Source organism: Pseudomonas sp. Sample_22, from assembly GCF_004307635.1.
Classification (GTDB): domain Bacteria; phylum Pseudomonadota; class Gammaproteobacteria; order Pseudomonadales; family Pseudomonadaceae; genus Aquipseudomonas.
The window spans coordinates 175,884-188,723 of the sequence record NZ_RCNY01000093.1; the positions used below are offsets into that span (position 1 = coordinate 175,884).

A 12,840-nucleotide genomic window follows, 5' to 3' on the forward strand; every position below is an offset into this window, starting at 1 on the left:
GAGTCGCCTGGCGACTCACCCGGTCAGAGATTCAGCGCAGACCGCGTTGAGTCTCGTCCAGCTCACGGATGTACTTGAAGATTTTACGGCTGGAAGCAGGAGGCTTGTTTTGCGCAACCTCGTGCTGGGCCTGTCGGATCAGGGAACGTAATTGCTGGCGGTCCGCGTCCGGGTAGTCGACGACGAATTTTTCCAGCACGGCATCGTCGCCGGCGATCAGGCGATCGCGCCAACGCTCCAGGTTATGGAAGCGTTCATTGTACTGGCGAGTGGAGGCATCGAGTTGATCGAGCAGAACCAGAATGGCGTCAGTGTCCTGATCGCGCATCAGCTTGCCGATGAACTGAAGATGCCGTTTACGCGCGATGTTCGCGGTGTGCTTGGGCGCATCGGCCAGAGCCCGGCGCAAAGCGTCGGTCAATGGCAGTTTTGCCAGCAAGTCAGGCTTGAGTGTTGTAAGGCGCTCGCCGAGGTCAACCAGAGCATGCAGCTCGCGTTTAACCTGGGATTTGCTTTTTTCTCCCGTATCGAGGGAGTCGTCGTAAGAATCAACCATGGTGGCCGTCCGCAAAGAAACGCCGCCATGATAACCAGTCGGGGGCCGCTTGTCCGGCCCGGTCGCTCGGATGACCGTTACCGAAAGCAGAATTTGAGTGGAGAACAGCATGAGTGCAGTTGAAAGCGTCGGCCCACAAGCGTTGCCGGCACTGCAGGAACAAGTCGAGCAGATCATCGCTGAAGCCAAGCGCCAGGGTGCCAGTGCCTGTGAAGTGGCAGTGTCCCTGGAGCAGGGCCTGTCGACCACAGTGCGCCAGCGTGAAGTCGAAACCGTTGAATTCAATCGTGATCAGGGTTTTGGCATCACCTTGTATGTCGGCCAGCGCAAGGGCTCGGCCAGCACTTCGGCGAGTGGCCCGGATGCCATTCGCGAAACCGTCGCGGCGGCGTTGGCCATTGCCAAACACACCTCGGAAGACGAAGCGTCGGGCCTTGCAGATGCTGCTCTGATGGCGCGTGACGTGGAGGACTTCGACCTGTTCCACCAATGGGACATCACCCCGGAACAAGCCATCGAGCAGGCGCTGGCCTGCGAAGCTGCGGCGTTTGCCGCCGATAGCCGGATCAAGAATGCCGACGGCACCACCCTGAGCACGCATCAGGGTTGCCGGGTCTATGGCAACAGCCACGGTTTTGTCGGTGGTTATGCGTCGACCCGCCACAGCCTGAGCTGCGTAATGATTGCCGAGGCCGATGGCCAGATGCAGCGTGATTACTGGTACGACGTGAATCGCCAGGGCAGTTTGCTGGCCGACCCTGTCAGCATCGGCCAGCGTGCCGCGCAGCGAGCGGCGAGCCGCCTGGGTGCGCGTCCGGTGCCGACCTGCGAAGTGCCAGTGCTGTTTTCGGCAGAATTGGCCGGTGGCTTGTTCGGCAGTTTCCTGTCGGCGATTTCCGGCGGCAGCCTGTATCGCAAATCGTCGTTCCTTGAGGGCACCCTCGGCCAGAAGTTGTTCCCGCAATGGCTGACGATCGATGAGCGACCGCACCTGATGCGCGCCATGGGCAGTGCCGCGTTCGATGGCGATGGCCTGGCAACCTACGCCAAGCCGTTCGTCGAAAAGGGCGAATTGGTTTCCTACATCCTCGGCACCTATTCCGGCCGCAAGCTCGGCATGCCGAGCACCGCGAACGCCGGCGGTGTGCACAACCTGTTCGTCACCCATGGCGACGAAGATCAGGCTGCCTTGCTGCGACGCATGGGGCGTGGCTTGTTGGTCACCGAGTTGATGGGCCAGGGCCTGAACATGGTGACGGGCGATTATTCGCGCGGCGCGGCGGGCTACTGGGTCGAGAACGGCGAGATCCAGTTTGCGGTCCAGGAAGTGACCATCGCCGGCAACATGCGCGACATGTTCAAACAGATCGTTGCCGTGGGTAATGACCTGGAGCTGCGCAGCAACATTCGCACCGGTTCGGTGTTGATCGAGCGGATGACAGTCGCCGGTAGCTAACCTCAGCAGCCCATGAAAAAGGCGCGCCACCCATTGGGTGGCGCGCCTTTTTCATGGGCCTGACTCGGCAGAAGCAACCGTGGTCGCGATTTCGCAGTGTCGGTCAACGATAGGCTTGCCGCTTACTCGCCTTCGTCGAAGTAGTTGTTGATCAGTGCGACCAAGGCGTCCAACGCTTCCTGCTCCTGTTCGCCTTCCGTACTCAGGTAGATCCTCGTACCTTTGCCGGCAGCCAGCATCATCATGGCCATGATGCTTTTTCCGTCGACGGTGGTTTCCGGCGTGCGGCCTACCCTGATCGTACAGTCCTTGAACTGACCGGCGACCCCAACGAATTTTGCGGATGCCCGGGCGTGCAGGCCCAGCTTGTTGATGATTTCGATTTCCAGAGCAGGCATCGCGATGTGAATCCTTTAGCTGAGGTCGCGGTGGCGAACCTGGACGTTCTTCAGGGATTGCTGCAGGGTCTTGCCCAAGCGTTCGGTCAGGTAGACGGAGCGGTGATGTCCGCCGGTGCAACCGATGGCAATCGTGACGTAAGCGCGGTTACTGGCCGCAAAGCGCGGTAGCCATTTGAGCAAGTATGTGGAAATGTCCTGGAACATCTCCTCGACGTCCGGTTGCGCCGCCAGGTACTCGATCACAGGTTGATCAAGGCCGGACTGCGCGCGCAGTTCCGGCTTCCAGTAGGGGTTGGGCAGGCAGCGCACATCGAACACCAGATCGGCGTCCACCGGCATGCCGCGCTTGAAGCCGAAAGATTCCACCAGGAATGCCGTGCCGGGTTCCGGCTGGTTCAGCAGGCGCAGCTTGATCGTATCGCGCAGCTGATACAGGTTCAGGTTGGTGGTATTTACCTTGAGATCGGCAAGGTCGGCAATCGGCCCGAGCAGGCTGGTTTCATCACTGATGGCCTCGGCCAACGAGCGATTGGCGCTGCTCAATGGGTGGCGACGACGGGTTTCGGAAAAGCGTTTGAGCAAGGTTTCTTCGTCGGCGTCCAGGTACAGGACATCGCACTGGATATGCCGGCTGCGGACTTCTTCGAGCAGTTCGGGGAACCGCGACAGGTGACTCGGCAAGTTACGCGCGTCGATGGATACGGCAACCAGTGGTTGCACCAGTTCGGTATGGATCAATGCGCGCTCGGCCAACTCGGGCAGCAACCCGGCAGGCAGGTTGTCGATGCAGTAATAGCCATTGTCCTCAAGCACATCGAGGGCAGTACTTTTACCTGAGCCGGAGCGTCCGCTGACGATGATCAAGCGCATGATTAATGACCGTTTTGCTCGTCCAGGACTACCTGATACAAGGCTTCATTGCTCGGCGCGCTGCGCAGTTTTTCACGCACTTCCTTGCGGTCGAGCATGCTGGCGATCTGGCGTAAAAGTTCCAGGTGCGCATCGGTAGCGGCTTCCGGGACCAGCAGAACGAACAGCAGGTCAACCGGTGCGCCGTCGATGGCATCGAAATCGATAGGGGCATCAAGGTGCATCAAGGCACTGATGGGTGAATGACAGCCCTTGAGGCGACAGTGGGGGATGGCGATACCGTTGCCAAAACCGGTTGAACCGAGTTTTTCACGGGCGACCAGGCTCTCGAAGACATCCTGCATGGCCAGATCCGGCACTTCGCGATGGATGAGGTTGGCAATTTGCTCGAGGGCTTTCTTTTTACTGCCGCCCGGCACGTTCACCAGGGAACGGCCGGGGGTCAGGATGCTTTCAAGTCGGATCATGGGTAGGGAGTGTTAACGACCGGTCGCGCCCTGGAGGAGGCTCTGGGTCTTTTCCTTATGCTTTTTGAGTTGTTTATCCAGCTTGTCGGTCAATGCGTCGATCGCCGCGTACATATCGGTATGCTCCGCGTTGGCGACCACTTCATTGCCGGGAATATGCAACGTGGCTTCGATTTTCTGCTTAAGCTTTTCGACTGTCATCGTGACCTGCACGTTGGTGATCTTGTCGAAATGTCGCTCCAGTCGTTCGAGTTTTTCGCCGATGTAGGTGCGAAGAGGTTCGGTCACTTCCAGTTGGTGTCCACTGATGTTGACTTGCATACAGCTTCTCCTTCGTTGCCAGTGCATAAAGCGGCAGACCCGATGATCTGCCACTGGAACGCTGTGGCGTGGCTCTACATCAACCGCTTGCGTTCGCTCGAAGGCGCGATCCCGAGGGATTCGCGGTACTTGGCGACGGTGCGGCGAGCCACCTGAATGCCTTGTGCCTCCAGTAAACCAGCGATCTTGCTGTCACTCAACGGCTTTTTCTGATTTTCCGCGGCAACCAGTTTTTTGATGATCGCGCGGATCGCCGTAGACGAGCATTCGCCGCCTTCGGAGGTGCTGACGTGGCTGGAAAAAAAGTATTTCAGCTCATAAATGCCCCGGGGGGTATGCATGAATTTTTGCGTGGTCACCCGGGAGATCGTCGATTCGTGCATGCCGACCGCTTCGGCGATGTCATGCAACACCAGCGGTTTCATGGCTTCGTCGCCGTACTCCAGAAAGCCGCGCTGATGCTCGACGATCTGGGTGGCAACTTTCATCAGGGTTTCGTTGCGGCTTTGCAGGCTCTTGATGAACCAGCGAGCCTCCTGCAACTGATTGCGCATGAAGGTGTTGTCGGCGCTGGTGTCGGCGCGGCGCACAAAACCGGCGTACTGGGCGTTCACTCGCAGCCGTGGTACCGACTCCTGATTGAGCTCTACCAGCCAGCGCTCATTGTCCTTGCGCACGATGACGTCGGGGACGACATACTCGGCCTCGGTGGACTCGATTTGCGAGCCCGGACGCGGGTTGAGGCTCTGGACCAGTTCGATCACCTGGCGCAGCTCATCTTCCTTGAGCTTCATGCGGCGCATCAGCTGGCTGTAGTCACGGCTGCCGAGCAGGTCGATGTAGTCGGTGACCAGACGCTTGGCTTCGGCCAGCCACGGAGTCTTGGCGGGCAACTGGCGCAGTTGCAGCAACAGGCATTCGCCAAGGTTGCGCGCGCCGATACCGGCCGGCTCGAATTGCTGGATGCGGTGCAGGACGGCTTCGATTTCGTCCAGCTCGATATCCAGTTCCGGATCGAACGCTTCCAGGATTTCCTCGAGCGTCTCGTCCAGATAGCCCTGATTGTTGATGCAATCGATCAAGGTCACGGCAATCAGGCGATCGGTGTCGGACATCGGCGCCAGGTTCAGTTGCCACAACAGATGGCTTTGCAGACTCTCGCCGGCCGAGGTGCGGGTGGTGAAATCCCACTCGTCGTCATCGTTGCTCGGCAAGCTGCTGGCGCTGGTCTGGTAGACATCTTCCCACGCGGTGTCGACCGGCAGCTCGTTGGGGATGCGCTCGTTCCAGTCGCCTTCCTCGAGGTTGTCCACCGTCGGGGCGCTTTCCTGATACGAGGGCTCCTGAATCTCGGTGTTGGGCTTCTGTTCGACGTTGTCGGCCAGAGGGTCGGAATTGTCGAAATCCTCACCATCTTCCTGGCGTTCGAGCATCGGATTGGACTCCAGGGCCTCCTGGATTTCCTGTTGCAGGTCCAGGGTCGACAATTGGAGCAGGCGGATGGCCTGTTGCAGCTGCGGTGTCATCGTCAGCTGCTGGCCCATTCTCAAGACTAGCGATGGTTTCATGGCAGGGGCTTAACACCTTATTCGCCGGCGCACATGCGCCATCCACTACAGGGCGCCGAAGCGCCAAACATAAGCAAATTATATGCCTGAAACTGAAGTGTTTGCCTAGACCGCTGTAACAATAAAAACTGGTTGATTTTTACTGTTTGTCGCGAACTGTACCGCCATGAGCTTCAGTGCTTACAGGCGGAACTCGTGGCCCAGATACACTTCCTTGACCAGATCGTTGGCCAGGATGGTGTCGGAGTCACCTTCGGCGATCAGTTGGCCATCGTTGACGATGTAGGCGGTTTCACAGATATCCAGCGTTTCACGGACGTTGTGGTCGGTGATCAGCACGCCAATGCCCTTGGCCTTGAGGTGATGAATGATCTGCTTGATATCGCCTACCGAAATCGGGTCCACGCCGGCGAAAGGTTCGTCGAGGAGAATGAATTTCGGGTTGGTGGCCAATGCCCGGGCGATTTCCACGCGACGACGCTCACCACCGGACAGGCTCATGCCGAGGTTGTCGCGGATGTGGCTGATGTGGAATTCCTGCAGCAGGCTTTCCAGTTCCTTGCGTCGGCCAGCCTTGTCGAGTTCCTTGCGGGTCTCGAGAATCGCCATGATGTTATCGGCGACCGAGAGTTTGCGGAAGATCGACGCTTCCTGCGGCAGATAGCCGATACCCGCCTTGGCGCGACCGTGCATCGGCTGGTGGCTGACGTCCAGGTCGTCGATCAGTACGCGACCCTGATCGGCCTGTACCAGGCCGACGATCATGTAGAAGCAGGTGGTCTTGCCGGCGCCGTTGGGGCCAAGCAGGCCGACGATCTGACCGCTGTCGATGGACAGGCTGACGTCACGCACGACCTGGCGGCTCTTGTAGCTCTTGGCCAGATGCTGAGCTTTCAGAGTTGCCATTACTGGGCCTTTTGCTCGTCGGTTTTCTTTTTCGGCTGGATCACCATGTCGACGCGCGGACGCGACTCGGTCACCTTGCTACCCGTGGCGCGACCGGCGCTGGCCAGTTTCTTCTGGGTGTCGTAGACGATTTTCTCGCCCTGGGTGACGTTGTTGTCCTTGTCGATGACTTTGGCGCGGTCGATCAGTACCACGCGATTTTGCGAGGCGTGGTACTGGATGGTTACGCCGTAGCCCTGCACGGGTTTGGTGTCGCCCGCGGTCTGCAGTTGCTCGAAGTAGGCCAGGTTGCCCACCGATGTCACCACGTCGATGTCGCCATTCGGAGCGCGGGTCATGGTCACTTTGTTGCCGGTGACCTTCATCGAACCCTGGGTGATGATGACATCGCCCGTGTAGGTGGCAATACCGTTCTTGTCGTCCAGTTGGGCGTCGTCGGCCTGGATGCGAATAGGCTGCTGTTGATCGTCCGGCAGAGCCCAGGCGCTCACGCTTCCCAGTGCAGCGCTCAGACTGAGCAAAATAGGGAGGGTTTTAACGAGCCTCATACTGTCCTCTTACGTTCGATAGCAGGTGTATCCTGCTTTCTTTCAAATACGCTTTCATTCCCTTGCCAGTCGATACACCGCCAGCGCCGTCGATTCTAACGGGTTGCTCGGTCTGCGCATATTGCTGCTGCGGGAACACCGTCATACGAGTGGTGGTGATCAGGGTTCTGCGGTTTTTCTCATCGAAACGGGTGATGCGTACCGAGTCGATCAGTTCGACCTGGGTGCCGTCTGGATTGACTTCACCCTTATCGCTCTGGACATGCCACGGAAACTGCGTGCCGCGGAACATGTTCAGGTCCGGATTGGTCAGTAGCGTTACTTCAGTCGCTTTCAGGTGCTCGACCTTGTCCGAAGTCATTTCATACTGCAACTTGCCATCGGGCAGGAACTGCACGCTATGGGCATTGATGGCGTAGTAATCAATTGCGCTGTTATCGACCTGCACGACCGGCTTGTCGAGGAAGCGTTCCGGACTGATGTTCCAATAGCCGACCGCGGCGAAAATCGCCGTGATGCAGCCGAACAGCAGTATGTTGCGTATTTTTTTGCTCAGCATGTTTGGCTCACAGGTACGCGGCGTTGGCCGCATCGAGGCGGCCCTGGGCGCGCAGGATCAGTTCGCAGAATTCACGGGCGGCACCTTCTCCACCGCGGGCCATCGTGACGCCGTGGGCGTGCTCGCGCACGAAGCTGGCGGCATTGGCCACAGCCATGCCCAAACCGACGCGGCGAATCACCGGCAGGTCCGGCAGGTCGTCACCGAGGTAGGCGACCTGTTCATAGCTTAAGCCTAATTGCTCAAGAAGACCGTCGAGAACCACCAGTTTGTCTTCGCGCCCCTGGAACAGATGAGGAATGCCGAGGTTTTTTGCCCGACGTTCGACCACCGGGGTCTTGCGGCCGCTGATGATGGCGGTCTGTACGCCGGCGTTCATCAGCATTTTGATGCCTTGCCCGTCGAGCGTATTGAATGTCTTGAATTCACTGCCGTCTTCAAGGAAATACAGGCGACCGTCGGTGAGAACGCCGTCGACGTCGAAAACCGCCAGTTTGATTGCCTGGCCGCGTTGCAACAGGTCGGTACTCATTACATTACCCCCGCGCGCAGCAAGTCGTGCATGTTCAAGGCGCCGACCGGACGGTCTTCGTCGTCAACCACGACCAGTGCGTTGATCTTGTGGTCTTCCATGATTTTCAGGGCCTCGGCGGCGAGCATTTCGGCGCGGGCAGTCTTGCCGTGGGCGGTCATGACCTGATCGATCGTGACGCTATGGATGTCGATGCTGCGGTCCAGGGTGCGGCGCAAATCACCGTCGGTAAAGATCCCGGCCAGTTTGCCATTGGTTTCAAGGATCACCGTCATGCCCAGACCCTTGCGGGTCATTTCCATCAATGCATCCTTGAGCAGGGTGCCGCGCTGGACCTGTGGGAGCTCCTGACCGGCGTGCATGACGTTGTCCACTTTCAGCAGCAGGCGTCGGCCCAGGGCGCCGCCTGGGTGCGAGAACGCGAAATCTTCAGCGGTAAAGCCGCGGGCTTCAAGCAAGGCAACGGCCAGGGCATCGCCCATGACCAGTGCGGCGGTCGTCGATGAAGTCGGCGCCAGGTTCAGCGGGCAGGCTTCGTGCTCGACGTGAACATTCAGGTTCACCTCGGCGGCCTTGGCCAGCGGCGAGTCAGGGTTGCCGGTCATGCTGATCAGCTGGATGCCCAGGCGCTTGATCAGTGGCAGCAGGGTGACGATTTCATTGGTCGAGCCGGAGTTCGACAGCGCGAGAATGATGTCGTCCCGGGTGATCATGCCCATGTCGCCATGGCTGGCTTCGGCGGGGTGGACAAAAAATGCCGTGGTGCCGGTGCTGGCCAGGGTGGCGGCGATCTTGTTGCCGATGTGCCCCGACTTGCCCATGCCGACCACGACTACGCGGCCTTTGCTGGCCAGAATCATCTCGCAGGCGCGTACGAAATCCGCATCGATTTGTGGCAGCAAGCCTTGTACGGCTTCCACTTCGAGGCGAATGGTGCGTTGGGCGGATTGAATCAGGTCGCTGGATTGGCTCATGTCAGAAATCGTTTAGCCTGATGAAAAGGCGGCGATTATAGCGGTTATGATCGAAACCCTCACGCAAGTTCGTCGCGCATTGTCATTCCTTGTTACTCAATCCCTCTAAATGACGCGTCATGGCGGGCATGTGACCGAATATGGCCCGGCTTTGGCCTTGGGCGCGTGACCATTGCAGTGATATAGTTCGCCGCCAGTTCGGCCCGCCCGAGAGGCATGTGCTTTCGTCAGAAAGTCAGGCGTCCGAGTGAGAGGCTGCATCGCAAGGAGTTTAGATGAGTGCCGATAACGCCTACGCGGTCGAGCTGAAGGGACTGACCTTCAAGCGCGGTGCGCGCAGCATTTTCAATAACGTCGATATCCGTATTCCCCGCGGCAAGGTCACCGGCATCATGGGACCTTCCGGGTGTGGCAAGACTACGCTGTTGCGGTTGATGGGCGCACAATTGCGGCCCAATAGCGGCGAAGTCTGGGTCAATGGGCAGAACCTGCCGACGTTGTCGCGCAGCGATCTGTTCGATGCCCGCAAGCACATGGGCGTGCTGTTCCAGAGTGGCGCACTGTTTACGGATCTCGATGTATTCGAGAACGTGGCTTTTCCACTGCGCGTTCACACCGAGCTGCCGGAAGAAATGATCCGGGATATCGTCCTGCTCAAATTGCAGGCCGTGGGTTTGCGCGGTGCCATCGACCTGATGCCCGACGAACTGTCCGGCGGTATGAAGCGTCGTGTCGCGCTGGCGCGGGCCATTGCGCTCGATCCCCAGATTCTCATGTATGACGAGCCCTTCGTTGGCCAGGACCCGATCGCCATGGGCGTATTGGTGCGCCTGATCCGCTTGCTCAATGATGCCTTGGGCATCACCAGTATCGTGGTTTCCCACGACCTGGCCGAAACCGCGAGCATTGCCGACTACATCTATGTAGTGGGCGACGGGCAGGTGCTGGGGCAGGGCACGCCGGACGAACTGATGAACTCGGACGACCCGCGCATCCGTCAATTCATGACCGGTGAACCCGATGGTCCGGTCGCGTACCACTTTCCAGCGACGGATTACCGCGCAGATCTTCTGGGGAAGCGTTGATGCGCAAGATTTCACTATTGGAACGAGTGCGCCGGTTCGGCCACGCCGGCATCGATGTGCTGGCGGTGTTCGGGCGCTCGACGCTGTTTCTGTTTCACGCACTGCTGGGTCGCGGCGGTATCGGCGGCGGTTTCGGTCTGCTGGTCAAGCAACTGCATTCGGTAGGCGTGATGTCCCTGGTGATCATTGTGGTCTCCGGGGTGTTCATCGGTATGGTGCTGGCGCTGCAAGGCTTCAACATTCTGTCCAGCTACGGCTCGGAGCAGGCGGTAGGGCAGATGGTCGCGCTGACGCTTTTGCGTGAGCTGGGGCCGGTCGTGACCGCGTTGCTGTTTGCCGGGCGAGCCGGTTCGGCGCTGACAGCCGAGATCGGCAACATGAAATCCACCGAACAGCTTTCCAGCCTGGAAATGATCGGGGTCGACCCGCTCAAGTACATCATTGCCCCGCGCCTGTGGGCCGGCTTCATTTCCCTGCCGGTGCTGGCGATGATTTTCAGCGTGGTGGGCATCTGGGGTGGTTCGTGGGTGGCTGTCGACTGGCTGGGTGTCTACGAGGGCTCCTACTGGTCGAACATGCAGAACAGTGTGACCTTCACTGACGACGTGCTCAACGGCATCATCAAAAGCATCGTATTTGCCTTCGTCGTGACCTGGATCGCCGTATTCCAAGGCTATGACTGCGAGCCCACTTCCGAGGGGATCAGTCGTGCCACTACCAAGACCGTGGTCTATGCCTCGTTGGCAGTCCTCGGTCTGGACTTTATTCTGACCGCCTTGATGTTTGGAGATTTCTGATGCAAAACCGCACCCTGGAAATCGGTGTCGGCCTTTTCTTGCTGGCTGGCATCCTGGCTTTGTTGCTGCTGGCATTGCGGGTCAGTGGCCTGACCCCGAGCCCGAGCACCGACACCTATAAACTTTATGCGTATTTCGACAATATCGCCGGTTTGACGGTCAGAGCTAAAGTGACCATGGCCGGTGTCACTATCGGCAAGGTCACAGCGATCGATCTGGACCGCGACAGTTTCACCGGTCGGGTGACCATGCAGCTGGAAAAGCGTGTAGATAATCTGCCGGCTGATTCCACTGCATCTATCCTGACCGCTGGCCTGTTGGGCGAGAAGTACATCGGTATCAGCGTGGGCGGGGAAGAAGCGTTGCTCAAGGATGGCGGGACCATCCATGACACGCAGTCGTCGCTGGTGCTCGAGGACCTGATCGGTAAGTTCCTGCTCAATACCGTTAGCAAAGACCCCAAATGAGGAATTTGTAAATGATCTCTACCTTGCGACGTGGCCTGTTGATATTGCTCGCGGCCGTGCCGTTGATGGCTAACGCCGTGGCGGCCCCTTCCGCGCATGACCTTGTCCAGGACACCACCAATCGGATGCTGGCCGACCTGGCCGCCAACAAAGAGAAATACAAGCAAGATCCGCAAGACTTCTATAACGCGCTGAACACGATTGTCGGGCCTGTTGTCGATGCCGAGGGCATCTCCAAAAGCATCATGACGGTCAAGTACTCGCGCAAAGCCACGCCTGCACAGATGAAGACCTTCGAAGAGAACTTCAAGAAAGGTCTGTTCCAGTTCTATGGCAACGCCTTGCTGGAGTACAACAACCAGGGCATCACCGTTGACGCTCCCAAGGAGGAGTCCGGGGACCGCACCAGTGTCGGCATGACGGTCAAGGGCAGCAGCGGTGCGATCTACCCAGTGTCCTACACCCTCGAAAAAATCAATGGCGAATGGAAACTGCGTAACGTCATCATCAACGGCATCAACATCGGCAAGCTGTTCCGCGATCAGTTCGCCGATGCAATGCAGCGCAATGGCAACGATCTGGACAAGACCATCAATGGTTGGGCCGGGGAAGTCGCCAAGGCCAAGGAAACTGCCGAACAATCGTCCGAGAAGCAAACTCAATGAGTGAGTCGGCAGTCCGGATGGACGAAGCCGGCGAGCTGCGGCTCAGCGGCGTGCTGGACTACCGCACCGGCCCGGCCTTGCGTCAGCAGGGGCAGGCGCTGATCAAGGCCAGCAAGGCGGCGACAGTGGTGGTCGATTGTTCGGCGGTAGAAAAATCCAGCAGCGTCGGTTTGTCGTTGCTGCTGTGTTTCATGCGCGACGCACAGGCTGCCGGCAAGGCGCTGAGCATCCGCGCAATGCCGGAAGACATGCGTGAAATCGCTCAGGTCAGCGAGCTGACCGAGCTGTTGGCGCATCCCTAACCCGCATCTATAAAGAAGCCCCCCGTCAGAGTCCTGCTCCGCGGGGTTCGCAGGCGCGGGGCTTTTTTGTATGATGTCCGACCCGCGCGCACAGGGCGCCGATTGAGGTTGAGCATGCAGGCCGTAGAAGTGAAGAGCTTCCTTGAAGGAAAGCTGCCCGGAACAAAGGTTGAAGTCGAGGGCGAAGGCTGCAATTTCCAGCTGAACGTGATTAGCGATGAACTGGCGGCGTTGAGCCCGGTGAAGCGTCAGCAGCAGATCTATGCCCATTTGAACCCATGGATCACCGATGGCAGCATCCATGCGGTCACTATGAAATTTTTCAGCAGCGCGGCCTGGGCCGAGCGCACCTGAGCCCAAGGGCGT

Annotated in this window: 18 protein-coding genes; 7 read left to right on the top strand and 11 right to left on the bottom strand. The window is 58.8% G+C overall.

The features are described 5' to 3' along the window. Positions 1-31 precede the first annotated feature (31 nt). Complete coding sequence (gene yjgA / locus D8U73_RS27360) at positions 32-556, bottom strand: ribosome biogenesis factor YjgA (protein WP_008054354.1); 525 nt, start codon at positions 554-556, stop codon at positions 32-34. A gap of 109 nt (positions 557-665) precedes the next feature. Here yjgA and pmbA point away from each other — a divergent pair, with 109 nt between their 5' ends. Further along, positions 666-2,012: a metalloprotease PmbA gene (gene pmbA, locus D8U73_RS27365; protein ID WP_130906268.1), complete on the top strand. Its 1,347-nt coding sequence runs from the start codon at positions 666-668 to the stop codon at positions 2,010-2,012. 122 nt (positions 2,013-2,134) lie between these two features. On the opposite strand, the gene D8U73_RS27370 is transcribed toward pmbA, so the two are convergent. The 10 genes from D8U73_RS27370 to D8U73_RS27415 all read right to left on the bottom strand — a co-directional run bounded on the left by D8U73_RS27370 (position 2,135) and on the right by D8U73_RS27415 (position 9,158). After that, entirely contained in the window at positions 2,135-2,410 is a 276-nt protein-coding gene (locus D8U73_RS27370) for an HPr family phosphocarrier protein (protein WP_130906269.1), read from the bottom strand. 15 nt (positions 2,411-2,425) lie between these two features. After that, entirely contained in the window at positions 2,426-3,283 is an 858-nt protein-coding gene (gene rapZ / locus D8U73_RS27375; protein WP_056855025.1) for an RNase adapter RapZ, read from the bottom strand. 2 nt (positions 3,284-3,285) lie between these two features. After that, positions 3,286-3,750 carry a PTS IIA-like nitrogen regulatory protein PtsN gene (gene ptsN, locus D8U73_RS27380; protein WP_056855026.1) on the bottom strand — a complete coding sequence of 155 codons (465 nt, stop codon included), beginning with the start codon at positions 3,748-3,750 and terminating at the stop codon, positions 3,286-3,288. A 12-nt stretch (positions 3,751-3,762) separates the two neighbouring features. Then, entirely contained in the window at positions 3,763-4,071 is a 309-nt protein-coding gene (raiA, locus tag D8U73_RS27385; protein WP_007941242.1) for a ribosome-associated translation inhibitor RaiA, read from the bottom strand. Positions 4,072-4,145: 74 nt separating this feature from the next. Next, on the bottom strand, positions 4,146-5,639 hold the full coding sequence (locus D8U73_RS27390; RefSeq protein ID WP_056855027.1) for an RNA polymerase factor sigma-54: 1,494 nt from the start codon (positions 5,637-5,639) through the stop codon (positions 4,146-4,148). A 180-nt stretch (positions 5,640-5,819) separates the two neighbouring features. Beyond that, a complete protein-coding gene (gene lptB / locus D8U73_RS27395) occupies positions 5,820-6,545 on the bottom strand; it encodes an LPS export ABC transporter ATP-binding protein (protein ID WP_056855028.1) in 726 nt (241 codons plus the stop codon). Beyond that, entirely contained in the window at positions 6,545-7,093 is a 549-nt protein-coding gene (gene lptA, locus D8U73_RS27400; RefSeq protein ID WP_056855029.1) for a lipopolysaccharide transport periplasmic protein LptA, read from the bottom strand. The genes lptB and lptA overlap by 1 nt, the downstream gene beginning before the upstream one ends. Then, on the bottom strand, positions 7,080-7,652 hold the full coding sequence (gene lptC / locus D8U73_RS27405) for an LPS export ABC transporter periplasmic protein LptC (protein WP_056855030.1): 573 nt from the start codon (positions 7,650-7,652) through the stop codon (positions 7,080-7,082). The genes lptA and lptC overlap by 14 nt, the downstream gene beginning before the upstream one ends. 7 nt (positions 7,653-7,659) lie before the next feature. Next, the gene (locus tag D8U73_RS27410; RefSeq protein WP_056855031.1) at positions 7,660-8,184 is read right to left on the bottom strand and encodes an HAD family hydrolase; all 525 of its coding nucleotides are present in this window, start codon (positions 8,182-8,184) and stop codon (positions 7,660-7,662) included. Next, complete coding sequence (locus D8U73_RS27415; RefSeq protein WP_130906270.1) at positions 8,184-9,158, bottom strand: KpsF/GutQ family sugar-phosphate isomerase; 975 nt, start codon at positions 9,156-9,158, stop codon at positions 8,184-8,186. Before D8U73_RS27415 ends, D8U73_RS27410 begins: the two co-directional genes overlap by 1 nt. A 275-nt stretch (positions 9,159-9,433) precedes the next feature. On the opposite strand from D8U73_RS27415, the gene D8U73_RS27420 reads away from it, so the two are divergent. From D8U73_RS27420 to D8U73_RS27445, 6 genes are all read left to right on the top strand, one after another. Next, entirely contained in the window at positions 9,434-10,243 is an 810-nt protein-coding gene (locus D8U73_RS27420; protein ID WP_056855033.1) for an ATP-binding cassette domain-containing protein, read from the top strand. After that, on the top strand, positions 10,243-11,040 hold the full coding sequence (mlaE, locus tag D8U73_RS27425; RefSeq protein WP_056855034.1) for a lipid asymmetry maintenance ABC transporter permease subunit MlaE: 798 nt from the start codon (positions 10,243-10,245) through the stop codon (positions 11,038-11,040). The genes D8U73_RS27420 and mlaE overlap by 1 nt, the downstream gene beginning before the upstream one ends. After that, positions 11,040-11,507 carry an outer membrane lipid asymmetry maintenance protein MlaD gene (mlaD, locus tag D8U73_RS27430; protein WP_130906271.1) on the top strand — a complete coding sequence of 156 codons (468 nt, stop codon included), beginning with the start codon at positions 11,040-11,042 and terminating at the stop codon, positions 11,505-11,507. The genes mlaE and mlaD overlap by 1 nt, the downstream gene beginning before the upstream one ends. 11 nt (positions 11,508-11,518) lie before the next feature. Then, positions 11,519-12,172, top strand: coding sequence for an ABC transporter substrate-binding protein (locus tag D8U73_RS27435; RefSeq protein ID WP_056855036.1), 654 nt, complete (start codon positions 11,519-11,521; stop codon positions 12,170-12,172). Then, the gene (locus D8U73_RS27440; protein WP_056855037.1) at positions 12,169-12,474 is read left to right on the top strand and encodes an STAS domain-containing protein; all 306 of its coding nucleotides are present in this window, start codon (positions 12,169-12,171) and stop codon (positions 12,472-12,474) included. The genes D8U73_RS27435 and D8U73_RS27440 overlap by 4 nt, the downstream gene beginning before the upstream one ends. A gap of 114 nt (positions 12,475-12,588) precedes the next feature. After that, positions 12,589-12,828, top strand: coding sequence for a BolA family protein (locus D8U73_RS27445; protein ID WP_008054378.1), 240 nt, complete (start codon positions 12,589-12,591; stop codon positions 12,826-12,828). Positions 12,829-12,840 lie beyond the last annotated feature (12 nt).

Bases quoted from the DNA above. Each gene is read 5' to 3' on its own strand.
- D8U73_RS27435 (WP_056855036.1), top strand. From the start codon at position 11,519: ATGATCTCTACCTTGCGACGTGGCCTGTTGATATTGCTCGCGGCCGTG.
- lptA (WP_056855029.1), bottom strand. From the start codon at position 7,093: ATGAGGCTCGTTAAAACCCTCCCTATTTTGCTCAGTCTGAGCGCTGCA.
- D8U73_RS27420 (WP_056855033.1), top strand. From the start codon at position 9,434: ATGAGTGCCGATAACGCCTACGCGGTCGAGCTGAAGGGACTGACCTTC.
- D8U73_RS27440 (WP_056855037.1), top strand. From the start codon at position 12,169: ATGAGTGAGTCGGCAGTCCGGATGGACGAAGCCGGCGAGCTGCGGCTC.
- raiA (WP_007941242.1), bottom strand. From the start codon at position 4,071: ATGCAAGTCAACATCAGTGGACACCAACTGGAAGTGACCGAACCTCTT.
- lptB (WP_056855028.1), bottom strand. From the start codon at position 6,545: ATGGCAACTCTGAAAGCTCAGCATCTGGCCAAGAGCTACAAGAGCCGC.
- D8U73_RS27370 (WP_130906269.1), bottom strand. From the start codon at position 2,410: ATGCCTGCTCTGGAAATCGAAATCATCAACAAGCTGGGCCTGCACGCC.
- D8U73_RS27390 (WP_056855027.1), bottom strand. From the start codon at position 5,639: ATGAAACCATCGCTAGTCTTGAGAATGGGCCAGCAGCTGACGATGACA.
- D8U73_RS27415 (WP_130906270.1), bottom strand. From the start codon at position 9,158: ATGAGCCAATCCAGCGACCTGATTCAATCCGCCCAACGCACCATTCGC.
- mlaD (WP_130906271.1), top strand. From the start codon at position 11,040: ATGCAAAACCGCACCCTGGAAATCGGTGTCGGCCTTTTCTTGCTGGCT.
- mlaE (WP_056855034.1), top strand. From the start codon at position 10,243: ATGCGCAAGATTTCACTATTGGAACGAGTGCGCCGGTTCGGCCACGCC.
- lptC (WP_056855030.1), bottom strand. From the start codon at position 7,652: ATGCTGAGCAAAAAAATACGCAACATACTGCTGTTCGGCTGCATCACG.
- yjgA (WP_008054354.1), bottom strand. From the start codon at position 556: ATGGTTGATTCTTACGACGACTCCCTCGATACGGGAGAAAAAAGCAAA.
- D8U73_RS27410 (WP_056855031.1), bottom strand. From the start codon at position 8,184: ATGAGTACCGACCTGTTGCAACGCGGCCAGGCAATCAAACTGGCGGTT.
- rapZ (WP_056855025.1), bottom strand. From the start codon at position 3,283: ATGCGCTTGATCATCGTCAGCGGACGCTCCGGCTCAGGTAAAAGTACT.
- D8U73_RS27445 (WP_008054378.1), top strand. From the start codon at position 12,589: ATGCAGGCCGTAGAAGTGAAGAGCTTCCTTGAAGGAAAGCTGCCCGGA.
- ptsN (WP_056855026.1), bottom strand. From the start codon at position 3,750: ATGATCCGACTTGAAAGCATCCTGACCCCCGGCCGTTCCCTGGTGAAC.
- pmbA (WP_130906268.1), top strand. From the start codon at position 666: ATGAGTGCAGTTGAAAGCGTCGGCCCACAAGCGTTGCCGGCACTGCAG.